Below are 24,699 nucleotides of genomic sequence, written 5' to 3' on the forward strand. Positions count from 1 at the left end.
GGTACTGCAGGGGGGACCCTGTGGGAGAGTAGGACGCCGCCGAACAATCTTTGTGGGAATGCCCCGCACCTCTGGTGCGGGGCATTTCTGCGTTCATCTCCAAGTCCCCTTCCGTGTCCCCCGCGTTCCCCTCGGGATGGCGTTGTGCACCTCTGATCATCGTGTATGCTTTATCTCGTTGCTGCGCCCCAATAGCTCAGTCGGTAGAGCGTCTCCATGGTAAGGAGAAGGTCTACGGTTCGATTCCGTATTGGGGCTCAAGTAAAAGAAAGGCCCCCGCCACTCGGCGGGGGCCTTTCGCGTATATGCCGTCAGTGGGTGTGGGGCTCCGGGACGCGCATCGCGAGGATGGCCATGTCGTCGGAGGCCGGCTCGGCGGCGAAGCGCTCCACCGCGCGCAGTACGCGGGAGGCGACCGCGCCGGCCGTCAGGCCCGTACAGGTCGTCAGGACGTCTGTCAGGCCGTCGTCGCCCAGCATGCGTGCGCCCTCCCTGCGCTCTGTGACGCCGTCGGTGACGCACAGGAGGACGTCTCCGGGGTCCAGGGTCACCGTCTGCTCGTACAGCTCCAGGTCCTCCATGACGCCCAGCAGCGGCTGCGGTTCGGCGGCCGGCTCGACCGTGCCGTCCTGGCGCAGGCGCAAGGGGAGCGGATGGCCGGCGCACACCACTTTGAGGACCGCGCCGCCGTCCTCCTGGGGCCACAACTCGCCGTACAGCAGCGTGAGGAAGCGGCTGCGGGCACCCTCGTCGAGGATCGCCGCGTTCAGCCGCTCAAGGACCGCGGGGCCGCCGAAGCCCTCACGTGCCAGCAGGCGCAGGGCGTGCCGGGCCAGGCCGGTGACGGCCGCGGCTTCCGGGCCCGTACCGCAGACGTCACCGATGGCGAAGCCGTAGGCGCCGTCCCGGATGGGGAACAGATCGTAGAAGTCGCCGCCCACCTCGTTGCCTTCGCCTGCCGCGCGGTAGATGACCTCCACCTCGACCCCGGGGACCTGGGGCAGGCCCGGCGGCAGCAGGCTGCGCTGGAGGGCCTGGCTGATGGCCGTACGCTCCGAGTAGAGACGGGCGTTGTCGAGGGCGAGCGCCGCCCGGCGGGAGAGGTCTTCGGCGAGTTCCAGGATCTCCTGGCGGAAGTGGTCGTCCGAGGGCTTGCCGAGGGTCAGCATGCCGATGACGCGGTTACGGGCGACCAGCGGCAGCACGACGGTCTCGCCGCCGACCGCCGCCGCTGTCGCGAGTGTCGTGCCGATGCCGGACGAAACCGGGCTCGAACTCCGTCCCAACTCCCGCATGGAGGTGCGCAGGGCGGCCTGATGCGCCGCGTCCGCGGGGGCGGTCCAGATGCGGGCGCCGGGCGTGGGGACCGGATCCGGTGGGTCGATCTTGGAGAGCAGGGCCTTGAGCCCGTCGATGCGGTCCTCGTCCTCGTGCAGCACATAGGAGAGGTAAGGGTCCGACGACTGGTCGGCGATCGTGTAGACGGCGCACCAGGTGGCCAGGGTGGGGACGGTCATCTGTGCCATCAGGGCCAGTGTCTGATCGCGGTCCAGTGTGCCGGCGAGCAGATCGGACGCCTCGACGAGGAAGGAGAGCGAGCCGCGGCGCAGGCGTTCGAGTTCGCCGAGGCGGGCCGACTCGACGGCCAGGGCGATACGGTCCGCGGCGAACTGGAGGCGCAGCGCCTCCTCGTTGGAGTAGCGGGCCGCTCCTTCGGCGGCGACGCCCAGGGAGCCGGTGAGTCTGCCCTCGACCTTGAGCGGCACGGTCACGACCGAGCGCATACCGGTGTCGTTGAGCAGTGGGACGGCCCCGGGGACCGCCGTGAGGTCGTCGTGGACGGACGGCATCCTGGCGGAGCCGTAGCGGCCCGTGCCGGCCTCCACGGGGACGCGGGCGAAGCGCTGGCGGGCGGAGGGCAGGCCGGTGGAGGCCCGTACCTCCAACTCCGTCTCGTCGTCCGTGGCGAGGAGGAGGAACGCGGAGTCGCCGTCCAGCATGTCGCGGGCGCGTTCCACCGTGCGCTGGAGGAGTCCGTCGAGATCGTCGGGGGCGGGGGAGCCGATGAAGACCTCGAAGGGGTCCGTGCTCCGGCTCTCGGAGCCCGCGTCGGTCACGGGGGCGCGCAACGGGGTCTGGATGACGGCGCGTTCCTCGTCGCGTACGAGGAGGCAGACCGTGGACGGCTCGCCGTGGGTGTCGCGTACCCGCAGGTGGGACGCGTAGACGGGGATGACCCGGCCGTCGGCGCCGCGGATGCCGTAACTGCCCTCCCAGCGGGAGAGTTGGAGGGCCTCGACGATCCCCGTACCGATACCGGGGGTGTGCGGCCAGGCGGCGATGTCGGTGAGGAGTTTGCCGGTGATCTGTTCGGCGACGTACCCGAACAGGTGCTCCGCGTCCTCGTTCCAGTTGACGATCGTGCCGCCGCGGTCCATCTGGACGACGGCCACCCGTACGCGTTCGTCGGCGACGGGGAGCAGGCTGGTGGGGAGGACAGGGCCGGCCGAGCGGGTGCCCACCTGGCGCTGGGGCAGGTCGAGCTGGAACCAGACCTGCTTGTACGTCGGGGTGTACTCGACGCCCCAGCGCGAGGCGAGGGCGGCGCAGAGCAGCAGGCCCCGGCCGTTCTCGCGGTCCGGGTTGCCGAACGACTGGCCGGTGCCCTGGACGGGGACCTCGCGCTCGGGGTAACGGTCGGCGACCTCGACCCGGACGCCGTCCTCCGTACGGAGGCAGAGCACATCGGCGGCGGTGCCGGCGTGGATCACGGCATTGGTGACGAGTTCACTGGTGAGGACGACGGCGTCATCGACGACATCGGAGTACCCCCACCCCTGGAGCGTGTCGCGGACAAAGGCGCGGGCAGTCGCGACGGACCGCCCGACAGGGTCGAAGCTGGCAGCCGCCCGCGCGGTGATCACAGAACTCCTCGTACGCGTTTCGACGCCCGGCTCCGCCATGATCGGCCCCGCCCCTCCAAGTGCCCGGTGGTAGTACCTTCGCCACACCGCCCCCGCCGGGCGGACCGGGACGGTTGGACAGCCGGATGCCAGGTTACTTACCTTCGCTGTCCGAGCGGATGCCGGTCGCCGCTGTTTCCACCCTCCGGGGGCGGGGACGCTATGCGAAGCTGCCGAACTGTTATGGCCTGGTTCGGCCATGGTGAAACACTGGGCAGGCTTTCGGAGACAGCTCGGGCAGTACGGTCAACCCCTGCGGGAGGGACACGGTGGAGTCTGGCACGGCGGCGCGTGGCAACAGCACGCGCGCGAAAGGCGGACGGCCCCGGAGCAACGGGACCACCGAGGTGGACGCGGCGGAGCTGAACAGACTGCTGACGGCCTTGGTGGCGATGCGGGACGGCAATTTCCGTAAGCGTCTGACCGTCGCCGGTGACGATGTGATGGCGGAGATCGCCGCCGTCTTCAACGAGGTCGCCGACCGTAATCTCCATCTCACGGGCGAGCTGGCCCGCGTACGGCGCATGGTCGGGCGTGAGGGAAAGCTCACGGAGCGGCTGGAGACCGGGGCCTGTGAGGGCTCCTGGGCCGCCGCCATCGACGCGTCGAACGCGCTGGTGGACGATCTGGCGCGGCCCGTCTCCGAGGTGGGCCGGGTCCTCTCCGCGGTCGCGGAGGGCGATCTGGAGCAGCGTATGGAGCTGCGCTCGCATTCCTCCGACGGCGCGGAACGGCCGTTGCGCGGTGAGTTCCTGAAGGTGGCCCGTACGGTCAACAACCTGGTCGACCAGCTCTCGGCGTTCACCGACGAGGTGACGCGGGTGGCGCTGGAGGTCGGTACCGAGGGCAAGCTCGGCGGCCAGGCCAAAGTGCGAGGTATGTCCGGATCGTGGAAGGACCTCACGGATTCGGTCAACACGATGGCGTATCGATTGACCGCTCAGGTACGTGACATTGCTCTCGTCACGACGGCGGTCGCCAAGGGCGATCTGTCGCGCAAGGTCACGGTTCATGTGGCCGGCGAGATGCTCCAGCTGAAGAACACCGTCAACACGATGGTGGACCAGCTGTCGTCCTTCTCCTCCGAGGTCACGCGCGTGGCCAGGGAAGTGGGTACGGAGGGCGAGCTGGGCGGTCAGGCGACCGTGCCCGGGGTGGCCGGGGTGTGGAAGGACCTCACCGATTCGGTGAACACGATGGCCGGCAACCTGACCAGTCAGGTGCGGGGCATCGCGGAGGTCACCACGGCCGTCGCCAATGGCGATCTGTCGCAGAAGGTCACGGTGAGCGCGCGCGGCGAGGTGGCCCAGCTCGCCGAGACGATCAACCAGATGACGGAGACGCTGCGTACCTTCGCGGACGAAGTGACGCGCGTCGCGAGCGAGGTCGGCGCCGAGGGGCTGCTCGGCGGCCAGGCGCAGGTCCCCGGCGCGGCCGGGACCTGGAAGGACCTGACGGACTCGGTCAACAGCGTCTTCCGCAATCTGACCTCTCAGGTGCGGGACATCGCGCAGGTGACGACCGCGGTCGCGAACGGTGATCTGTCGCAGAAGGTCACCGTCGACGTCGCGGGCGAGATGCTGGAGCTCAAGAACACCGTCAACACGATGGTGGGTCAGCTGAAGTCGTTCGGTTCCGAGGTCACGCGGGTCGCCCGGGAGGTCGGCGTCGAGGGCCGGCTCGGCGGCCAGGCCGAGGTGCCGGGCGCGGCCGGGACGTGGAAGGACCTCACCGATTCGGTGAACACGGCCTTCCGTAACCTCACCGGCCAGGTGCGGGACATCGCGCAGGTGACCACGGCGGTCGCCAATGGTGATCTGACCCAGAAGGTCACGGTCAATGTGGCCGGCGAGATGCTGGAGCTGAAGAACACCGTCAACACGATGGTGGCGCAGCTGTCCTCGTTCGCGGACCAGGTCACGGTCATGGCGCGGGACGTGGGTACGGAGGGCCGGCTCGGCGGCCAGGCGCGGGTGGACGGCGTCAGCGGTACGTGGAAGGAACTCACCGACTCCGTCAACTTCATGGCCGGGAACCTCACCGATCAGGTGCGTCAGATCGCGCAGGTGACCACGGCCGTGGCGCGCGGTGATCTGTCGCAGAAGATCGATGTGGACGCCCGGGGCGAGATCCTGGAGCTGAAGAACACGATCAACACCATGGTCGACCAGCTCTCGGCCTTCGCGGACCAGGTGACCAGGGTCGCGCGTGAGGTCGGTACGGACGGCCGGCTGGGCGGCCAGGCGCAGGTGCCCGGTGTCGCCGGTGTCTGGCGGGATCTGACCGACTCCGTGAACGGCATGGCCGGGAACCTCACGGCGCAGGTCAGGAATATCGCGGGCGTCGCCACCGCGGTGGCGCGCGGCGACCTGTCGCAGAAGATCGACGTGGACGCGCGTGGCGAGATCCTGGAGCTGAAGAACACCCTCAACACGATGGTGGACCAGCTGTCCAACTTCGCCGAGCAGGTCACCAGGGTGGCCCGTGAGGTGGGCACCGAGGGCATTCTCGGCGGCCAGGCCGAGGTCCAGGGCGTCTCCGGCACCTGGAAGGACCTCACCCAGTCCGTCAACTTCATGGCGAACAACCTGACGTCGCAGGTCCGCAACATCGCCGAGGTCACCACGGCGGTCGCCAAGGGCGATCTGTCGAAGAAGATCACCGTCGATGCCAGGGGCGAGATCCTCGACCTCGTCACGACGGTCAACACGATGGTCGACCAGCTGCTGAACTTCGCCGACGAGGTGACGCGCGTCGCCCGTGAGGTGGGTACGGAGGGCATCCTCGGCGGTCAGGCCAGGGTCCGGGGAGTCACCGGAATCTGGAAGGACCTCAGCGACAACGTCAACACCATGGCCAACAACCTCACCAGTCAGGTGCGCAATATCTCGCGGGTCTCCGCCGCGGTCGCCCATGGTGATCTGACGAAGAAGGTGACGGTCGAGGCGCGCGGCGAGGTCGCCGAACTCGCCGACACCGTCAACACGATGGTGACGACGCTGTCCTCCTTCGCGGACGAGGTGACGCGGGTCGCCCGCGAGGTGGGCACCGAGGGCGAACTGGGCGGCCAGGCCAGGGTTCCGGGCGTGTCCGGTACATGGAAGGACCTCACCGAGTCCGTGAACTCGATGGCGTCCAATCTGACCGGTCAGGTGCGCCAGATCGCGACGGTCACCACCGCCATCGCCAAGGGAGATCTCACCAAGAAGATCGACATCGATGCCCGCGGTGAGATCCTGGAGTTGAAGAACACCATCAACACGATGGTCGACCAGCTCTCCTCGTTCGCCGACCAGGTGACCCGGGTGGCCCGCGAGGTGGGTACGGACGGGCAGCTGGGCGGCCAGGCCCGGGTGCGGGATGTCGACGGCACCTGGCGCGACCTGACCGAATCGGTGAACGAGATGGCCGGCAACCTGACCCGTCAGGTGCGGGCGATCGCCGCCGTCGCCACGGCGGTGACCCGCGGTGATCTCAACCTCAAGATCGATGTCGACGCGGCGGGCGAGATCCAGGTCCTTCAGGACAACATCAATACGATGATCGCCAATCTGCGGGACACCACCCTCGCCAATGAGGAACAGGACTGGCTGAAGGGCAACCTCGCCCGAATCTCCGGTCTGATGCAGGGCCGCCGCGATCTCGACGATGTGGCCTCGCTGATCATGAGCGAGCTGACCCCGGTGGTTTCGGCGCAGCACGGCGCGTTCTTCCTGGCGATGCAGACCGGTGCGGTGCCGCAGGTCGGTACGGACACCGGCAGGGACGCCTCGTACGAGCTGTGCATGCGCGGCAGTTACGGCTATTCGGCGGGGTCGATGCCGACGTCCTTCCGGCCGGGTGAGACGCTCATCGGGACGGCCGCCGAGGAGAAGCGCACCATCCAGGTCAATGTGCCGCCGGGCTATCTGAAGATCTCGTCCGGTCTGGGGGAGGCGGCGCCCGCGCATGTGATCGTGCTGCCGGTGCTCTTCGAGGGGAAGGTCCTCGGTGTGATCGAGCTGGCGTCGTTCCAGCCGTTCACCCATATCCAGCGGGACTTCCTCAACCAGATCGCCGAGATGATCGCGACGAGCGTCAACACCATCAGCGTCAACTCCAAGACCGAGGTGCTGCTGAAGCAGTCGCAGGAGCTGACCGAGCAGCTGCGGGAGCGCTCCGCCGAGCTGGAGAACCGGCAGAAGGCCCTCCAGGAGTCCAACGCGGAGCTGGAGGAGAAGGCCGAGCTGCTGGCGCAGCAGAACCGCGACATCGAGGTGAAGAACACCGAGATCGAAGAGGCCAGGCAGGTGCTGGAGGAGCGGGCCGAGCAGCTCGCCGTCTCGATGCGCTACAAGTCGGAGTTCCTGGCGAACATGTCGCACGAGCTGCGCACGCCGCTCAACTCGCTGCTCATCCTCGCCAAACTGCTCGCGGACAACGCCGAGTCGAACCTCTCGCCGAAGCAGGTGGAGTTCGCGGAGACGATCCATGGCGCGGGTTCGGATCTGCTTCAGCTGATCAACGACATCCTCGATCTGTCGAAGGTCGAGGCGGGCAAGATGGATGTCAGCCCGACCCGTATCGCGCTGGTCCAGCTGGTCGACTACGTGGAGGCCACCTTCCGGCCGCTCACGGCGGAGAAGGGGCTCGACTTCTCCGTAAGGGTCTCGCCGGAGCTGCCCGCGACGCTGCACACGGACGAACAGCGGCTGCTCCAGGTGCTGCGCAATCTGCTGTCCAACGCGGTGAAGTTCACCGACAGCGGGGCGGTGGAGCTGGTGATCCGGCCGGCCGGTACGGATGTGCCGGACGCCATCAGGGAGCAGCTCCTCGAAGCGGGTTCGCTGCGGGACGCGGACGGCGATCTGATCGCGTTCTCGGTCACCGACACCGGGATCGGGATCGCGGCGAGCAAGATGCGTGTCATCTTCGAGGCGTTCAAGCAGGCGGACGGTACGACCAGCCGGAAGTACGGCGGTACGGGGCTCGGACTGTCCATCAGCCGGGAGATCGCCCGGCTGCTCGGCGGTGAGATCCACGCGGCGAGCGAGCCGGGGCGTGGCTCGACCTTCACGCTCTATCTGCCGCTCCACCCCAGCGAGCTGCCTCCGCAGGGTTATCCGCAGCTGACGCCCGCGGGGATGCAGCAGCTGACCTCCGCGGGCCTCCCTCCGCACGGACGTCAGGCGGACGACAGCGCGGCCGAGGGGGCGGGACAGGCGCAGGGGCGGCCGGAGACGTCGTCCGCGCCCGCGGAACTGCCGGGTCCCGCCGCGCTGTTCCGGCGCCGCCGCAAGAGCCCGGGCGCCGGGCAGCGGGGTTCGCAGCCGCAGGGCGGGGCTCCGGGGACCGCGGACGGTCCGGCGACGGGGTCGCGCGGGCTGGAGGCCTGGGGCCCGGGTGTGGCCGGCGCGGGGAGTCAGGAGGCGCCTCGGGAGAGCCGTACGTTCTCGTTCGACAACGAGAAGGTGCTGATCGTCGATGACGACATCCGCAATGTCTTCGCCCTCACCAGCGTGCTGGAGCAGCACGGACTGTCGGTGCTGTACGCGGAGAACGGCCGTGAGGGCATCGAAGTCCTGGAGCAGCACGACGATGTGACGGTCGTTCTGATGGACATCATGATGCCGGAGATGGACGGTTACGCGACGACGACGGCGATCCGCAGGATGCCGCAGTTCGCCGGGCTGCCGATCATCGCGCTCACCGCGAAGGCGATGAAGGGCGACCGGGAGAAGGCCATCGACTCCGGCGCTTCCGACTATGTCACCAAGCCGGTCGACCCCGACCATCTGTTGTCGGTGATGGAGCAGTGGATGCGCGACAAGTGATCGGTGGGTGTACGAATCAGTGTGAAGTGCTGACGGACTATGCCCGGTGGCGTGTGAGGCGCCGTGATTCGGGGAACCTTCTGAACTCGCGCCGCGTTTCCGCTTCAAGCACAGTGACATAACAGTGACAGGGTGTGGCGACAGGCGGGGTGCGGCTACCATGACCGGCACAAGGACGGACGGCGTAAGGGAGTCGTCCCCTGGGGCGGCGCCCGGTGTTTCGCCGAGCTCCACGAGCAGGGGGCGCCCCATGCCGGGGCGAGGAGGGCGGGCGGCCATGGTGCAGAAGGCCAAGATCCTCCTGGTCGATGACCGGCCGGAGAATCTGCTGGCGCTGGAGGCGATCCTCTCCGCGCTCGATCAGACGCTGGTGCGGGCATCGTCAGGGGAGGAAGCGCTCAAAGCGCTGCTGACGGACGACTTCGCGGTCATTCTGCTGGATGTCCAGATGCCGGGGATGGACGGTTTCGAGACCGCCGCGCACATCAAGCGGCGGGAGCGTACGCGCGATATCCCGATCATCTTCCTGACGGCCATCAACCATGGCCCGCATCACACCTTCCGGGGGTACGCGGCGGGTGCGGTGGACTACATCTCGAAGCCGTTCGACCCCTGGGTGCTGCGCGCCAAGGTCTCGGTCTTCGTCGAGCTGTACATGAAGAACTGCCAGCTCAAGGAGCAGGCCGAACTGCTCAGGCTCCAGCTGGCCGGGGCGGGCGAGGTCAGGGAGCCGGCCGGGCTGCTGGCCGAACTGTCCGCGCGGCTCGCGGCAGTTGAGGAGCAGGCCGAAGCGCTCTCCAAACAGCTGGACGACGATTCGGCGGACGCCTCGGCCGTGGCCACCGCCGCCCATCTGGAGCGCAAACTCACCGGTCTGCGGCGGGCGCTCGACGCGCTGGAGCCGGGGACGGGCAGCGGTTCGCCGCCGCTTCCCTCGCCGAACTGACCGAGCGGCCACGTCAGTTTCCCGCCGGGTGCGGGCGACACGAACGGGTGAAGCGGTGGGCACACGTGTCCCCGGCCGTTCACACCGGTAACCTCACCATCATGGCCTCACGTACGTCCGGCAAGGGTTCCCAGGGCACGGCGGGCACCGCAAAGCCGCGGGCCGGCCGTACGACCGGTGCCGCGAAGGCGGCGCCCGCCAAGAAGACCGCGGCGAAGAAGTCCGCGCCCGCCAAGAAGGCACCGGTCAAGAAGGCGCCCGCGAAGAAGGCCGCCGCCAAGGCGGCACCCAAACCCGCGCCGAGCCCCACCGGCGGTGTGTACCGGCTCGTCCGCGCCGTCTGGCTCGGAGCGGCGCACGGCGTCGGCGCGATGTTCCGCGGCATAGGGCGCGGCGCGAAGGGGCTCGACCCGGCCCATCGCAAGGACGGGCTGGCCCTGTTGCTGCTCGGCCTCGCCCTCATCGTCGCGGCCGGCACCTGGTCGAACTTGCGCGGTCCGGTGGGCGATCTGGTCGAGATGCTCATCACCGGTGCCTTCGGCCGGCTCGATCTGCTGGTGCCGATACTGCTGGGCGCCATCGCCGTACGGCTGATCCTCTATCCCGAGAAGCCGGAGGCCAACGGACGCATCGTCATCGGACTGTCGGCGCTCGTGATCGGCGTGCTCGGGCTGGTCCATGTCGCCTGCGGCGCCCCGGGGCGCGACGAGGGCACCGAAGCGATACAGGACGCCGGCGGACTGATCGGCTGGGCCGCCTCCACACCGCTGATCTTCACCACGGGCGAGGTCCTCGCCGTACCGCTGCTTCTGCTGCTCACCATCTTCGGTCTGCTCGTCGTCACCGCCACCCCCGTCAACGCGATCCCGCAGCGGCTGCGGCTGCTCGGCACCAAGCTCGGGATCGTCCAGCCCGACCGTGAGCCGGAGCGATACGACGACTTCGACGACGAACGGTATGACGACGACGAGCGGTACGACGAGCAGTGGCGCCAGGCGCTGCCCTCCGGCGGACGCCGGCCGGCCACGCGCCGGCGCGAGGGCCCCGCGGAGTACGACCCCGACCGGGCCGAGGTCGAGGCGCTCTCCAAGCGGCGCCGGCCGCGCCGGGCCTCCGTGCAGCCGTCCATGGAGCGTCCCATGGACGCCGTGGATGTGGCCGCGGCCGCCGCGGCGGCGCTGGACGGTGCCGTGCTCAACGGGATGCCGCCCTCGCCGATCGTCGCGGATCTCACCCAGAGCGTCTCCGTGGAGCGCGGGCGGAAGCCGGGGCAGCGGCCAGGAGAGCGGCAGGAGCCGCCGGAGGAGCCGGCCGAGGACGCGGTGGAGGGCTCCGTACCCGGCTCCGCGCCGCCGCCGACGGCGCGCCGGGCCGAGCCGCCGCGCGCGGGCGCCGCGGGTGTCGCGGATCTGACCAAGCCGCCGCCCGAGCGGGACAAGCCGCTGCCGCCGCGCGCCGAACAGCTCCAGCTCCGCGGGGACATCACGTACTCGCTGCCCTCCCTCGACCTGCTGGAGCGCGGCGGACCCGGCAAGACGCGCAGCGCCGCCAATGACGCGGTCGTCGCCTCGCTCAGCAATGTCTTCAGGGAGTTCAAGGTCGACGCGGCCGTCACCGGCTTCACCCGGGGCCCGACGGTCACGCGGTACGAGGTGGAGCTGGGCCCGGCCGTGAAGGTCGAGCGGATCACCGCGCTCACCAAGAACATCGCGTACGCCGTGGCCAGCCCCGACGTACGGATCATCTCCCCGATCCCCGGCAAGTCCGCGGTCGGCATCGAGATCCCGAACACCGACCGCGAGATGGTCAACCTCGGTGACGTCCTGCGGCTCGCGGACGCGGCCGAGGACGACCATCCGATGCTCGTCGCGCTCGGCAAGGACGTCGAGGGCGGCTATGTGATGGCCAACCTCGCGAAGATGCCGCACGTACTGGTCGCCGGCGCGACCGGCTCCGGAAAGTCGTCCTGCATCAACTGCCTGATCACGTCGGTGATGGTCCGGGCGACCCCGGAGGACGTCCGGATGGTTCTCGTCGACCCCAAACGGGTCGAGCTGACCGCGTACGAGGGCATCCCGCATCTGATCACGCCGATCATCACCAACCCCAAGCGGGCGGCAGAAGCGCTCCAGTGGGTCGTACGGGAGATGGATCTGCGCTACGACGACCTCGCGGCGTACGGCTACCGGCACATCGACGACTTCAACAGGGCCGTGCGCGACGGCAAGGCCAGTGCGCCGGAGGGCAGCGAGCGCGAGCTGTCGCCGTATCCGTATCTGCTGGTGATCGTGGACGAGCTGGCGGACCTGATGATGGTCGCGCCGCGTGACGTCGAGGACTCGATCGTCCGGATCACCCAGTTGGCCCGTGCCGCCGGAATCCATCTCGTGCTGGCCACCCAGCGTCCCTCGGTCGATGTGGTCACCGGTCTGATCAAGGCGAACGTGCCCTCGCGGCTGGCCTTCGCCACGTCCTCCCTGGCGGACAGCCGGGTCATCCTCGACCAGCCGGGCGCGGAGAAGCTGATCGGCAAGGGCGACGGCCTCTTCCTCCCGATGGGGGCGAACAAGCCGACCCGTATGCAGGGCGCCTTCGTCACCGAGGATGAGGTCGCGGCGATCGTCCAGCACTGCAAGGATCAGATGGCGCCGGTCTTCCGGGACGATGTCGTGGTCGGGACGGCGAAGAAGAAGGAGATCGACGAGGACATCGGCGACGATCTCGACCTTCTCTGCCAGGCCGCCGAACTGGTGGTCTCCACACAGTTCGGCTCGACCTCCATGCTCCAGCGGAAACTGCGGGTCGGCTTCGCCAAGGCGGGCCGGCTGATGGACCTGATGGAGTCGAGGAACATCGTCGGCCCGAGCGAGGGCTCCAAGGCCCGCGATGTCCTGGTCAAGGCCGACGAACTCGATGGAGTGCTCGCCGTGATCCGCGGGGAGTCTCCCTCGTAGGGAGGGGAGTCCCCCGCGTAGGGGGGAGTCTCCCTCGTGAGGAAACGGGATCCCGAGACGAACCGAGGGCAACCGTTTCCCGTGCGCATACGTCAAGTTGGAGAGAGGAAGAGCGTCATGTTCCTCCACCACGCTGTCCGGCCATTCTGATGGCGTACAAACTGCATCCGCCCGGTTGCCCCACCCTTTCGTACCACCCATAGACTGAACGTCCAGCAGGTGGCTACACGCTCGAAAGGCGCCCCCGTGTCCATCGGCAAATCCCCCGACGGCAAGTCCCCAGATTCCCCAGACGGCAACGTTCCCGAGGATCACGTCGACCGCCCGGTCGAGGACCAGATCCCGGACGGCGCCGATTCCGACACCAACCCCCCTGCGGTGGAACGGCCTTCGATCGGCCAGGTGCTGCTGCGGGCCCGTATCGCCGCGGATCTGACGGTCGACGAGGTCAGCGGCTCCACGAGGGTACGCATCCCCATCGTGCACGCGATCGAGGAGGACGACTTCTCGCGCTGCGGCGGCGATGTCTACGCCCGCGGGCACATCCGTATGATCGCTCGCGCGGTCGGGCTCGATCCCGCGCCGCTGGTCGAGCAGTTCGACTCCGAGCACGGCGGGCGGCCGGTGCCCACGCCCGCGGCGCCGCTGTTCGAGGCCGAGCGGATCCGGCCGGAGCGTCCCCGTCCCAACTGGACCGCTGCCATGGTCGCCGCGATCGTGGCGGTGATCGGCTTCGTCGGCTTCACCGCGTTCGACGGCGGCGACGACGGCGCGAAGACCAAGCAGGTCGCCGACGGGACGAAGCCCTCGAAGAGCGCCAAGCCGAGCCCCAGCAAGTCGGCCGACCCCAAGCCCGAGCCGTCGGACAGCGCCATCGCCGCGGCTCCGCTCGACAAGGTCACGGTGAAGCTGTCGGCCATAGAGGACAAGAGCTGGATCTCCGCCAAATCGTCCAACGGCAAGCTGCTGTTCGACGGAACGCTGAAGAAGGGCGATTCCAAGACCTTCCAGGACGACGAGCAGATCGATCTGATCCTCGGGAACGCGGGCGCGATCGAGCTCTATGTGAACGGCAAGAAGGTCGAGGACGAGTTCGAGCCGGGCCAGGTTGAGCGACTCTCGTACACCCAGGGCGACCCCGAGGCCGGCTGAGCAACCCTGCACGGCGGGGGCGGGGCCAGGACAAAGTAGTCTTGAGCCCATGCCCGAACGCCGTACCGTCGCCCTTGTCACTCTTGGCTGCGCCCGTAACGAGGTGGACTCGGAGGAGCTCGCAGGCCGCTTGGCAGCGGACGGCTGGGAGCTCGTCGAGGACGCCTCGGGGGCCGATGTCGCCGTCGTCAACACCTGCGGATTCGTCGAGGCCGCGAAGAAGGATTCCGTCGACGCCCTGCTGGAAGCCAACGATCTCAAGGATCAGGGCAGAACCCAGGCCGTCGTCGCCGTCGGCTGCATGGCCGAGCGGTACGGCAAGGAGCTGGCGGAAGCCCTCCCCGAGGCCGACGGCGTGCTCGGATTCGACGACTACGCCGATATCTCCGACCGGCTCCAGACCATCCTCAACGGCGGCATCCACGCCTCGCACACGCCCCGTGACCGGCGCAAGCTGCTGCCGCTCAGCCCGGTCGAGCGCCAGGGCGCCGAGGTGGCGCTGCCCGGCCACGCGCAGGCCCCGGCCGAGGTGGCGCCGGCCCCCGAGGACCTGCCCGAAGGAGTCGCCCCGGCCTCCGGGCCGCGCGCGCCGCTGCGGCGGCGGCTGGACCGCAGCCCCGTCGCCTCCGTGAAGCTCGCCTCCGGCTGTGACCGGCGCTGCTCCTTCTGCGCCATTCCCTCGTTCCGCGGCTCCTTCATCTCCCGGCGCCCCTCCGATGTGCTGGGCGAGACGCGCTGGCTGGCCGAGCAGGGCGTCAAGGAGGTCATGCTCGTCTCCGAGAACAACACCTCGTACGGCAAGGACCTCGGCGACATCCGGCTGCTGGAGACGCTGCTGCCGGAGCTGGCGGCCGTCGACGGGATCGAGCGGGTACGGGTCAGCTACCTCCAGCCCGCCGAGATGCGGCCGGGGCTGATCGACGTCCTGACCTCGACGCCCAAGGTCGCGCCGTATTTCGATCTGTCCTTCCAGCACTCCGCGCCGGGCGTGCTGCGCGCGATGCGGCGCTTCGGGGACACCGACCGCTTCCTGGAGCTGCTGGAGACGATCCGGGGCAAGGCGCCGCAGGCCGGAGTGCGCTCCAACTTCATCGTCGGTTTCCCCGGCGAGAGCGAGGCGGACTTCGCGGAGCTGGAGCGCTTCCTGACCGGGGCGCGGCTCGACGCCATCGGTGTCTTCGGTTACTCGGACGAGGACGGTACGGAGGCCGCGACGTACGCGGACAAGCTGGACGGCGATGTGATCGCCGAGCGGCTGGCGCACCTCTCCCGGCTGGCGGAGGAGCTGACCTCCCAGCGGGCCGAGGAGCGGCTCGGCGAGAGCCTGGACGTGCTCGTCGAGTCGATCGACCCGGAGGGCGGGGAGGCGGCGGTCGGCCGCGCTGCGCACCAGGCGCCCGAGACGGACGGCCAGGTGATCTTCACGTCCAGGGAGGGCCTGCGCCCCGGTCTCATGGTCGAGGCCAAGGTGGTCGGTACCGAGGGCGTGGATCTGGTGGCCGAGTATCACGGCCTTCCGGGGGACGGCTCCCGGATTCCGGGCGAGGAGGCTGCCAGATGACCGGAGTCCCGGCGTCCGCGGCGGGCGGCGGCGCGACACCGGTGTCCGGTGGCAACGGCTCGAAGCAGGCACCCGGCGGCAAGCTGGGGGCCGCGGCGGTCAATCAGGCCAGTCTGTGGAACATCGCCAATATCCTCACGATGGTGCGGCTGGTGCTGGTGCCCGGCTTCGTACTGCTGCTGCTCCAGGACGGCGGGTTCGACCCTGTCTGGCGCGCCTGGGCCTGGGCCGCCTTCGCCGTCGCCATGATCACGGATGTCTTCGACGGCCATCTGGCGCGGACGTACAACCTGGTCACCGACTTCGGGAAGATCGCCGATCCGATAGCGGACAAGGCGATCATGGGTGCGGCTCTGATCTGTCTCTCCGCGCTCGGTGATCTGCCGTGGTGGGTGACGGGGGTCATCCTTTTCCGTGAACTCGGGATCACGCTGATGCGGTTCTGGGTGATCAGGCACGGGGTCATTCCGGCCAGTCGCGGCGGCAAGATGAAGACGCTGGCGCAGGGCGTGGCCGTGGGGATGTACGTACTCGCGCTGACCGGGCCGCTGGCCACGCTGCGGTTCTGGGTGATGGCCGTGGCCGTCGCGCTGACCGTGCTCACGGGACTGGACTACGTACGGCAGGCGGTCGTCCTGCGGCGTCAGGGGCTGGCCGCCGAGCGAGTGGCGGCGGAGTCCGCGCGGTGAGTGCCGTGGGTGCCGCGGCGGCGGGAGCCGGGGCGGCGTCCGGTGGTGGCGCGGAGGCGTGCTCAGCCGCCGGCCGGGCGGCCCGGGTGCTGGAGATCCTGGCCGAGCGCGGCGGGACACTGGCCGTCGCGGAATCCCTCACCGGCGGTCTGGTGGCCGCGGAGCTGACGGCGGTCCCCGGTGCCTCCCGGACCTTCCGCGGGTCCGTCACGGCCTACGCGACGGACCTCAAACGGGATGTTCTGGGCGTCGACGGGACCCTTCTGGAGGAGCGGGGCGCCGTGGACCCCGAGGTCGCGCTCCAGATGGCGGCCGGAGTGCGCCGCGCGCTCGGGGCCGGCTGGGGAGCGGCGACCACCGGGGTCGCGGGTCCCGATCCGCAGGACGGGCAGCCCGTCGGGACCGTGTACGTGGCGGTGGTGGGACCGGAAGGTGTGGGGAAAGTGGCCGCACCGCGGTTGAACGGCGGCCGGGCGGACATCCGTAAAGAGAGTGTACGGAGCGTGCTCGGACTGCTCCTCAGCGAACTCTCCGGGAACGGGCGGGCACAGGATACGGAACAGAACGGGGGGAATTGATGTTTGCAGCCCTGAGTGAACACGACATCGCTCCCCGCACGGCCGCGGCACTAGGCGGTACGGTGGGGCGTGAAGGATGCGGCTACGCGGTCCGAGGAGGGAGCCACCGATGATTCTGCTCCGTCGCCTGCTTGGTGACGTGCTGCGTCGGCAGCGCCAGCGCCAGGGCCGTACTCTGCGCGAAGTCTCCTCGTCCGCCCGGGTCTCGCTCGGTTACCTCTCCGAGGTGGAACGGGGGCAGAAGGAGGCTTCCTCCGAGCTGCTCTCGGCGATCTGCGACGCGCTTGACGTACGGATGTCAGAGCTCATGCGTGAAGTGAGCGACGAGCTGTCGTTGGCCGAGCTGGCCGCGTCGGCGGCGGCGAACGAGCCGGTGCCCGCGGCGGTACGTCCAATGCTCAATTCCGTCTCTGTGACGTCGGTGGCCGGAGTGCCGACGGACCGGGTGACGATCAAGGCGCCTGCGGAGGCGGTGGACGTCGTCGCCGCCTGACGAAGCTTTGAAGCTTTGACCTGGGCCCCGGTCGGCAGTGATGCCGACCGGGGCCTTCGTCTTTCCCAAATGCCCGTTTTGTTGCAGTTGTGCCATGGTGGAAGGTGCGTGGGTACCGAACTGTGAACGAGGAACTGTGAGCGGAATGGGAGGACATGCATGTCTGTCGTGAAGAGCGCCTTGCCCGAGGAGGATCTGAAGCTGGTCGGTGAGGCGCTGCAAGGCGCCCTCGTGGACCTGGTGGATCTTTCGCTGGTCGCCAAGCAGGTCCACTGGAACATCGTCGGGCCGCGCTTCCGCTCCGTACACCTGCAACTCGACGAGGTCGTCTCCACGGCCCGGAAGCATTCGGACACCGTGGCCGAGCGGGCCGCCGCGATCGGGGTGACACCGGACGGGCGGGCCGCGACGGTGGCGGCCACGAGCGCGATCCGTACGGTGCCCAACGGCTGGATCGCGGACGCGGACGTCATCCGGGTCCTGGTGGACGCACTCGGCGCGGTGATCGAGCGGATGCGTGAACGCGTCGAGGTGACGGACAAGCCGGACCCGGTGACGCAGGACGTACTGATCCAGGTGACCGCCGACCTGGAGAAACACGCCTGGATGTTCCAGGCGGAGAGCGCCTGACCGGGCCGGAACCGCCTGACCGGGCTGGAACGCCTGACGCCTGACCAGGCCGGAGCCCCCGGTCGAAGGGCGAGGGGCCGGCCGCGCCCCTGCCGCGTTGTCGCTGCGGCAGGGGCGCGACCGGAGGTGAGCGCGCACGCCGGGGAGTGCATCCGATGCGCTCTCGCGGCAAGTGATCGTGCGTGATTAGGCTCGGCCGGAGGAGGCAGCCATGCGGAGGCGATGGATCCTTCTGCCGGCGCTCGCTCTGGGCGGGGTGTGGTGGTGGGCCGTGCTGCGCATCGTGCTGGTGCCCGAGAACACCGGACTGGTGGAAGGGGCGGTGGCGGCGGGCGGCTGGGGGCTGAGCCTGCTGCCGGTGCATGTCGCGTCGGCGCGGCAGCGTCGTCCCCGGCTGTGACACATCGTCAGCTGACGGGCCGACGTGACCGCACGCGTCAACTCGTGCGTCAACACGCGCGTCATTCGGTCGGGTTCGGCTGGCAGAGCGGGCACCAGTAGGCGGGCCGGCCGTCCTGGTCGGCCGTACGGACCGAGGTGCCGCAGCGGGGGCAGGGGCGGCCCGCGCGGCCGTAGACGTACAGCCGCCGAGAGCCGCCCGGTCGGTTCCGGTTCGTTTCGAGCAGCTTCTTCGCCGCGGTCACCAGCCGTTCGGGCGAGGGGAGTTCGCCGATGGGGAGCCAGGGGTTCGCGCGAACGAGGAAGCAGGTCTCGGACTTGAAGATATTGCCGACTCCGGCGAGGTTGCGCTGATCGAGCAGCGCCTCCCCGATCGGTCGCGCCGGGTCCGACAGCAGGTTGCGCAGGGCCGTGGCGGCGTCCCAGTCCGGACCGAGCAGATCGGGGCCGAGATGGCCCACCACCCGCTCCTCTTCGCCGGTACGCAGCAGTTCGAGTACGGGGAGGCGATAGCCCACGGCGGTGCGCTCGGCCGTGCCGAGGATGGCCCGGATCTGGTGCGCCGCACCGCCGCTCCAGCGCTCACCCGGGGCGTAGACCTTCCAGGAGCCGTCCATGCGCAGATGCGAGTGGAGGGTGAGTCCGCCCTCGATACGGGTCAGCAGATGCTTGCCGCGCGGTGTGACATCGAGGACGGTCCGGCCGGTGAGATCGGCGGTCGCGAACCGGGGCACCCGCAGGTCCGAGCGGATCAGCCGGTGCCCCGCGAGCGCGCTGTGCAGACGCTGGGCGGTCTGCCAGACGGTGTCTCCCTCGGGCATGGTTTCAGGCTCGCACGTTCAGGCCCGCAGGCGCAGGCCCCGGGGGGTGGCGTGGAAGCCCGCGGACTCCAGCGCGCGCCCGAGGGGGGACGTCAGGGCAGGCGTGCCGTTCGTACGCTCCACCGTGACCGTACCGAGCGCTCCCGCGCGGGCCGCGCTCGCCAGGGCTTCCGCGGCGGCCCTGAGCGAGGGGTCCTCCGGGTCGGTGGGCCAGGACAGCAGCGTCTTGCCGCCGCGCTCCATGTAGAGGGTCAGCTCGCCGTCGACGAGAACGACCAGGGAGCCGGCCTTGCGGCCCGGCTTGTGGCCGGCGCCGTCCGGAGGATCCGGCCAGGCGAGCGCGGCCCCATAGGCGTTGGCGGGGTCGGCGGCGGCCAGCACCACGGCGCGGGGCGAGGGGTGCGCGTCGGCGCGGTCACGGGCCGTCGCCGCCGCGCGCAGCCGGTCGACGGCGCCGTCCATCGCGAACTGGGCGGCGCCCAGACCCTCCACGACATAGCCGCGACGGGCCTGGCCGCTGTCCTCGAAGGCGGACAGGACGCGGTACACCGCCGAGAAGCCGCCCGCGACCCCCTCGGCCGCGACCGCGCCCCGGGTCACCACGCCATGGCGGTCGAGGAGGGTACGGGCCAGCGCGTGGGCGCGGTGCGTGGGCTCCGGCTCCTGGGCGGGCAGCAGCGACCAGCGGCCACTGACGGTGGGCGGGCCCGTACGGGAGGCGGGGCGGGCCGCGGCCGTGAGCGTGCCGTACCGTCCCCGCGGCACCGGGCGCCGCGCGCGGTGGGCCGTGGAGCCCGCCGTACGGCCCGAGCCGAGCAGTGAGCGCAGTGGCGCCAGGGTGTCGTTCGTGAGCCGGCCCGACCAGGCCAGATCCCAGACCGCGTCGGCCAGTTGAGGATCCGTCACATCCGGGTGGGTGGTCGCCCGGACCTGGTCGGTGATCTGCCGGAAGAACAGGCCGTAGCCGCCCGAGAGCGTGGCCAGGACGGACTCGTGGAGGGCGGTCAGCTCCAGGGGGTGCGGGGGCGGGAGCAGCAGCGGCGCGGCGTCGGCGAGATAGAGCGAGACCCAGCCGTCCTTGCCGGGCAGGGCGCCCGCTCCGGCCCACAGGACCTCGCCCGTGGTGGTCAGTTCGTCCAGCAGCGCGGGGGTGTAGCCGGAGACGCGGGACGGCAGGATCAGCTTCTCCAGCGCCGACGCGGGAACGGGGGCGCCCTGCAACTGCTCCACGGCACGGGCGAGTCCGTCGATTCCGCGCAGGCTGTTGCCGTTCAGATGCTGCCACTGCGGGAGGAAGGCGGCGAGCGCGGCGGGCGCCACCGGCTCCAGCTCCTGGCGCAGCGCCGCCAGCGAGCGGCGGCGCAGCCGGCGCAGAACGGTGGCATCGCACCACTCCTGGCCGATGCCGGAAGGATGGAACTCGCCCTGTACGACCCGGGAGTTCGCGGCGAGCCGCTGGAGCGCGCCCTCCGTGACCGCCGGGCCGAGGCCGAACCGCTCGGCCGCCGCGTTCGAGGTGAACGGGCCGTGTGTACGGGCGTAGCGGGCGAGGAGATCGCCCAGGGGGTCCTTCACGGGCTCCGTGAACGCCTCCGGGACACCGACCGGCAGCGCCGTACCGAGGGCGTCCCGCAGCCGGCCCGCGTCCTCGATCGCCGCCCAGTGGTCGGCTCCGCCGATCCTGACCCTGATGGCGCGGCGGGCGGCGGCAAGATCCTCCGCCCAGGATTCCCGCGCGCCGCGTGCGGTCAACTCCGCGTCCGTGAGTGGGCCGAGGACCCGCAGCAGATCGGCGACTCCTTCGACGTCCTTGACGCGGCGGTCCTCGGTGAGCCACTGGAGCTCCCGTTCCAGCTCGGTGAGGACCTCGGGGTCGAGCAGCTCACGCAGCTCCGCCTGGCCCAGCAGCTCGGCCAGCAGCCGGGAGTCCAGGGAGAGCGCGGCGGCCCTCCGCTCCGCGAGGGGGGAGTCGCCCTCGTACAGGAACTGAGCGACATAGCCGAAGAGCAGCGACCGGGCGAAGGGGGAGGGCTCGGGGGTGGTGACCTCGATCAGCCGGACCCGACGGGACTCGATGTCGCCCATGAGTTCCGTGAGGCCCGGAACGTCGAAGACATCCTGGAGGCACTCCCGGACCGCCTCCAGCACGATCGGGAACGAGCCGAGCTCGCTCGCCACCTGGAGGAGTTGGGAGGCGCGCTGGCGCTGCTGCCACAGCGGAGTGCGTTTGCCCGGACTGCGGCGGGGAAGCAGCAGCGCCCGGGCGGCGCACTCGCGGAACCGGGAGGCGAACAGCGCGGAGCCGCCGACCTGGTCGGTGACGATCCCGCGGACCTCGCCGCCGTCGAAGGCGACATCCGCGGCGCCGAGGGGCGCCTGTTCGCTGTCGAAGGCGGTGCTGAGACGGTCCGGCTCGGCATCCAGGAGGTCCAGACCCATCAGATCGGCGTCGGGGAGCCGCAGCACGATGCCGTCGTCGGCGTGCATGACCTGCGCGTCCATGCCGTACCGCTCGGCGAGACGGGCGCCGAGGGCCAGCGCCCACGGCGCGTGCACCTGCGCGCCGAACGGGGAGTGGATCACCACGCGCCAGTCGCCCAGCTCGTCGCGGAACCGCTCGACGAGGATCGTCCGGTCGTCGGGGACATGACCGCAGGCGCGGCGCTGCTCGTCCAGATACGACAGCACATTGCCGGCGGCCCAGGCATCGAGGCCCGCGGTCAGCAGCCGCAGCCTGGCGTCCTCCTCGGAGAGGGCGCCCACCTCACGCAGGAACGCGCCCACCGCGCGGCCCAGCTCCAGCGGACGGCCCAGCTGGTCGCCCTTCCAGAACGGCAGCCGCCCCGGGGTGCCGGGGGCCGGGGTGACCAGGACCCGGTCACGGGTGATGTCCTCGATCCGCCAGGAGGTCGTGCCCAGGGTGAAGACATCGCCCACCCGGGACTCGTACACCATCTCCTCGTCCAGCTCCCCGACCCTGCCGCCGCCCTTCTTGGGGTCGGCTCCGGCGAGGAAGACACCGAAGAGCCCCCGGTCGGGGATCGTGCCCCCGGAGGTGACGGCGAGCCGCTGCGCGCCCGGACGGCCCGTGACCGTACCGGCCACGCGGTCCCACACCACGCGCGGACGCAGCTCCGCGAAGGCGTCGGAGGGATAGCGCCCGGCGAGCATGTCCAGCACGCCCGTGAACGCCGACTCGGGCAGCGACGCGAAGGGCGCGGCGCGGCGGGTCAGGGCGAGCAGATCGTCGGCCTGTCTGGTGTCCAGCGCGACCATGGCGACGAGCTGCTGGGCCAGCACGTCGAGGGGATTCGCGGGGATGCGCAGGGCCTCGATGGCGCCGGTGCGCATCCGCTCGGTGACCACGGCGGCCTGGACGAGATCGCCGCGGTACTTGGGAAAGACGACGCCCGTGGAGACCGCGCCCACCTGGTGGCCCGCGCGGCCGACCCGCTGGAGGCCCGAGGCGACCGAGGGCGGCGACTCGACCTGGATCACCAGATCCACCGCGCCCATGTCGATGCCCAGCTCCAGACTGGACGTGGCCACGACGGCGGGCAGCCGGCCCGCCTTCAGGTCCTCCTCGACCTGGGCGCGCTGCTCCTTGGAGACCGAGCCGTGGTGCGCGCGGGCCAGCAGGGCGGGCGCCCCCCTGGCCGCGCCCGACTGGCCCATCAGCTCGGCCGGGGAGTGATCCTCGGGCATCGCCCCGCCGGGGCCGGGCGCGTCCGGAACCGAGCCCGTGGCCCGTTCGTACGCGATCTCGTTCAGCCGGTTGCACAGCCGCTCCGCCAGCCGGCGGGAGTTGGCGAAGACGATCGTGGAGCGGTGCGCCTGGACGAGATCGGCGATCCGCTCCTCCACATGCGGCCAGATCGACGGCTTCTCCGCGCTGTCCGTCTCCGAGGCGGGGGAGCCGCCCAGCTCGCCCAGATCCTCGACCGGGACGACCACGGAGAGATCGAACTCCTTGCCGGAGCGCGGCTGGACGATCTCCACCCTGCGCTGCGGCGACAGATATCGCGCCACCTCCTCCACCGGACGCACCGTGGCCGACAGACCGATCCGGCGGGCGGGGCGCGGCAGCAGCTCGTCGAGCCGCTCCAGGGACAGGGCGAGATGGGCGCCGCGCTTCGTCCCCGCGACGGCGTGCACCTCGTCCAGGATCACCGTCTCGATCCCGGTGAGCGCGTCCCTGGCCGAGGACGTGAGCATCAGGAACAGCGACTCGGGGGTGGTGATCAGGATGTCCGGCGGCTTCGTGGCGATCGACCGGCGCTCGGCGGCCGGGGTGTCACCGGAGCGGATACCGACCCGGACCTCCGGCTCCGGCAGCCCGCGCCGCACGGACTCCTGCCGGATTCCCGTGAGCGGACTGCGCAGATTGCGCTCCACGTCGACGGCGAGCGCCTTGAGCGGTGATACGTACAGCACGCGGCAGCGCTTCCTCGCCTCGGCGGGCGGCGGCTGCGAAGCCAGCTGGTCCAGGGCGGCGAGAAAGGCGGCCAGCGTCTTGCCGGAGCCGGTCGGGGCCACGACCAGCACGTCCGAGCCCTCCTGGATGGCACGCCAGGCCCCCTCCTGCGCCGCCGTGGGCGCGGAGAAAGCCCCCGTGAACCAGCCGCGGGTCGCGGGGGAGAACGAGTCGAGCGCGGAGCGTGCCATGCCCTCCATCGTGCACCCCGCCACTGACAATCGCCCGGAGCTGGGCAAACGCCCCCGGGACCGGCGGCGCAGAATGGACCCATGGCACCGCGGGAGCAGGCACGGCACTGGCGCTATTCCGAACTGCCGGGCGTCGATCTGCTGCGTGCGCACTACATAGACAAGACGTTTCTGCGGCACACCCACGAGACCTTCGTCATCGCCGCGATCACGGACGGCGTCGAGGTCTTCCACCACGGCGGCGGCGACCAGTACGCCGGTCCCGGCTCGCTCGCGCTGATCAACCCGGAGACCCCGCACACCGGCCATGCCCAGGGCCCCGAGGGCTGGCGGTACGGAGCCGTCTACCCGGCCGTCGACGTCGTCGCCTCGATCGCGGCGGAGACCACCACGATCCGCGGCACCCCCGGCTTCGCCGCCCCGGTGGTGGACGACCCGTACACCACGCACCTCGTGCACCAGGTGCTGCGCGCCGCCGACGAGGGCAACGCCCTCGCCGCCGACACGCTGCTGAAGGTCGCGGTGACGCGGCTCCTGCGATTGAACGGCGGGCCGCTCCGGCAGCGCCAGGTGCGGGGCGCCGGCGCACGGATCGCGGCCCGCGCGCGTGCCGTGCTGGAGGAGCGGATGGCGGACCCGCCGTCCCTGGAACGGCTCGCGGCGGACCTCGGCACCAGCCCCTTCGCGCTGCTGCGGGCCTTCAGGAACGCCTACGGGCTGCCGCCGCACACCTGGCTCACGGACGCGCGGGTGCGCCGGGCCCGGCAACTGCTGGACGGCGGTACGACTCCGGCCGAGGCGGCCGTGGCCGTCGGGTTCACCGACCAGCCCCATCTGAACCGCCAGTTCACCCGGATCGTCGGGGTGCCGCCCGGTGCGTACCGCAGGGAGCGGACGGCCGCTTCCGAGGGCTGAGCCCGCTTCTGGATGAGGCACGGACCCGCTTCCGGATGAGGCACGGAGGCGTGAAGGCGCGGGAGCGCGGGGCGCAAGAACGTACAAGACCCGGCCCGTCCACCGCGCGTAACGTCCCCG

At 70.3% G+C, this 24,699-nt stretch carries 14 protein-coding genes and 1 tRNA gene; 12 read left to right on the forward strand and 3 right to left on the reverse strand.

Translation table 11 applies throughout. The annotated features are described in order from the left end of the window. Nucleotides 1-185: 185 nt before the first annotated feature. A tRNA-Thr gene (locus tag ACFRKB_RS30775) sits at nt 186-258 on the forward strand. Between the two features lie 53 nt (nt 259-311). Here ACFRKB_RS30775 and ACFRKB_RS30780 read toward each other — a convergent pair. After that, complete coding sequence (locus tag ACFRKB_RS30780; RefSeq protein ID WP_383109890.1) at nt 312-2,963, reverse strand: SpoIIE family protein phosphatase; 2,652 nt, start codon at nt 2,961-2,963, stop codon at nt 312-314. A gap of 269 nt (nt 2,964-3,232) precedes the next feature. Between ACFRKB_RS30780 and ACFRKB_RS30785 the strand changes: the two genes are divergently transcribed. From ACFRKB_RS30785 to ACFRKB_RS30830, 10 genes are all read left to right on the forward strand, one after another. Beyond that, nucleotides 3,233-8,776 carry a HAMP domain-containing protein gene (locus ACFRKB_RS30785; protein WP_383109891.1) on the forward strand — a complete coding sequence of 1,848 codons (5,544 nt, stop codon included), beginning with the start codon at nt 3,233-3,235 and terminating at the stop codon, nt 8,774-8,776. 277 nt (nt 8,777-9,053) lie between these two features. Then, complete coding sequence (locus ACFRKB_RS30790; RefSeq protein WP_030350075.1) at nt 9,054-9,722, forward strand: response regulator; 669 nt, start codon at nt 9,054-9,056, stop codon at nt 9,720-9,722. A 101-nt stretch (nt 9,723-9,823) separates the two neighbouring features. Further along, entirely contained in the window at nt 9,824-12,676 is a 2,853-nt protein-coding gene (locus tag ACFRKB_RS30795) for a DNA translocase FtsK (RefSeq protein WP_383109892.1), read from the forward strand. Nucleotides 12,677-13,015: 339 nt separating this feature from the next. Further along, nucleotides 13,016-13,828 carry a helix-turn-helix domain-containing protein gene (locus ACFRKB_RS30800; protein WP_383109946.1) on the forward strand — a complete coding sequence of 271 codons (813 nt, stop codon included), beginning with the start codon at nt 13,016-13,018 and terminating at the stop codon, nt 13,826-13,828. A gap of 49 nt (nt 13,829-13,877) precedes the next feature. Beyond that, nucleotides 13,878-15,389: a 30S ribosomal protein S12 methylthiotransferase RimO gene (gene rimO / locus ACFRKB_RS30805; protein ID WP_383109893.1), complete on the forward strand. Its 1,512-nt coding sequence runs from the start codon at nt 13,878-13,880 to the stop codon at nt 15,387-15,389. Beyond that, nucleotides 15,386-16,078 (forward strand): CDP-diacylglycerol--glycerol-3-phosphate 3-phosphatidyltransferase, encoded by a 693-nt coding sequence (gene pgsA, locus ACFRKB_RS30810; protein ID WP_383109894.1) that lies wholly within the window; start codon nt 15,386-15,388, stop codon nt 16,076-16,078. The genes rimO and pgsA overlap by 4 nt, the downstream gene beginning before the upstream one ends. A gap of 86 nt (nt 16,079-16,164) precedes the next feature. Continuing rightward, complete coding sequence (locus ACFRKB_RS30815; protein WP_376587168.1) at nt 16,165-16,656, forward strand: CinA family protein; 492 nt, start codon at nt 16,165-16,167, stop codon at nt 16,654-16,656. A 109-nt stretch (nt 16,657-16,765) separates the two neighbouring features. Further along, nucleotides 16,766-17,149 (forward strand): helix-turn-helix domain-containing protein, encoded by a 384-nt coding sequence (locus ACFRKB_RS30820; RefSeq protein ID WP_383044603.1) that lies wholly within the window; start codon nt 16,766-16,768, stop codon nt 17,147-17,149. A 159-nt stretch (nt 17,150-17,308) separates the two neighbouring features. Beyond that, nucleotides 17,309-17,779 (forward strand): Dps family protein, encoded by a 471-nt coding sequence (locus ACFRKB_RS30825; RefSeq protein ID WP_383109895.1) that lies wholly within the window; start codon nt 17,309-17,311, stop codon nt 17,777-17,779. Between the two features lie 211 nt (nt 17,780-17,990). Further along, nucleotides 17,991-18,179, forward strand: a complete 189-nt coding sequence (locus tag ACFRKB_RS30830) for a hypothetical protein (RefSeq protein WP_383109896.1) — start codon at nt 17,991-17,993, stop codon at nt 18,177-18,179. A gap of 61 nt (nt 18,180-18,240) precedes the next feature. Here the strand turns inward: ACFRKB_RS30830 and ACFRKB_RS30835 are convergent, their stop codons facing one another. Both ACFRKB_RS30835 and ACFRKB_RS30840 read right to left on the reverse strand, forming a co-directional pair. Continuing rightward, nucleotides 18,241-18,999, reverse strand: coding sequence for an Fpg/Nei family DNA glycosylase (locus tag ACFRKB_RS30835; protein WP_383109897.1), 759 nt, complete (start codon nt 18,997-18,999; stop codon nt 18,241-18,243). Nucleotides 19,000-19,017: 18 nt separating this feature from the next. Continuing rightward, nucleotides 19,018-23,664, reverse strand: coding sequence for an ATP-dependent helicase (locus tag ACFRKB_RS30840; protein WP_383109898.1), 4,647 nt, complete (start codon nt 23,662-23,664; stop codon nt 19,018-19,020). A gap of 81 nt (nt 23,665-23,745) precedes the next feature. Here ACFRKB_RS30840 and ACFRKB_RS30845 point away from each other — a divergent pair, with 81 nt between their 5' ends. Beyond that, the gene (locus ACFRKB_RS30845; protein ID WP_383109899.1) at nt 23,746-24,579 is read left to right on the forward strand and encodes an AraC family transcriptional regulator; all 834 of its coding nucleotides are present in this window, start codon (nt 23,746-23,748) and stop codon (nt 24,577-24,579) included. Nucleotides 24,580-24,699 lie beyond the last annotated feature (120 nt).

The sequence above is a fragment of the Streptomyces scopuliridis genome (assembly GCF_042790125.1).
Taxonomy (GTDB): domain Bacteria; phylum Actinomycetota; class Actinomycetes; order Streptomycetales; family Streptomycetaceae; genus Streptomyces; species Streptomyces scopuliridis_A.

Coding starts and splice junctions, on each gene's coding strand:
- ACFRKB_RS30780 (WP_383109890.1), bottom strand. CDS start 2,963: ATGGCGGAGCCGGGCGTCGAAACGCGTACGAGGAGTTCTGTGATCACC.
- ACFRKB_RS30790 (WP_030350075.1), top strand. CDS start 9,054: ATGGTGCAGAAGGCCAAGATCCTCCTGGTCGATGACCGGCCGGAGAAT.
- ACFRKB_RS30795 (WP_383109892.1), top strand. CDS start 9,824: ATGGCCTCACGTACGTCCGGCAAGGGTTCCCAGGGCACGGCGGGCACC.
- rimO (WP_383109893.1), top strand. CDS start 13,878: ATGCCCGAACGCCGTACCGTCGCCCTTGTCACTCTTGGCTGCGCCCGT.
- pgsA (WP_383109894.1), top strand. CDS start 15,386: ATGACCGGAGTCCCGGCGTCCGCGGCGGGCGGCGGCGCGACACCGGTG.
- ACFRKB_RS30820 (WP_383044603.1), top strand. CDS start 16,766: ATGATTCTGCTCCGTCGCCTGCTTGGTGACGTGCTGCGTCGGCAGCGC.
- ACFRKB_RS30825 (WP_383109895.1), top strand. CDS start 17,309: ATGTCTGTCGTGAAGAGCGCCTTGCCCGAGGAGGATCTGAAGCTGGTC.
- ACFRKB_RS30830 (WP_383109896.1), top strand. CDS start 17,991: ATGCGGAGGCGATGGATCCTTCTGCCGGCGCTCGCTCTGGGCGGGGTG.
- ACFRKB_RS30835 (WP_383109897.1), bottom strand. CDS start 18,999: ATGCCCGAGGGAGACACCGTCTGGCAGACCGCCCAGCGTCTGCACAGC.
- ACFRKB_RS30840 (WP_383109898.1), bottom strand. CDS start 23,664: ATGGCACGCTCCGCGCTCGACTCGTTCTCCCCCGCGACCCGCGGCTGG.
- ACFRKB_RS30845 (WP_383109899.1), top strand. CDS start 23,746: ATGGCACCGCGGGAGCAGGCACGGCACTGGCGCTATTCCGAACTGCCG.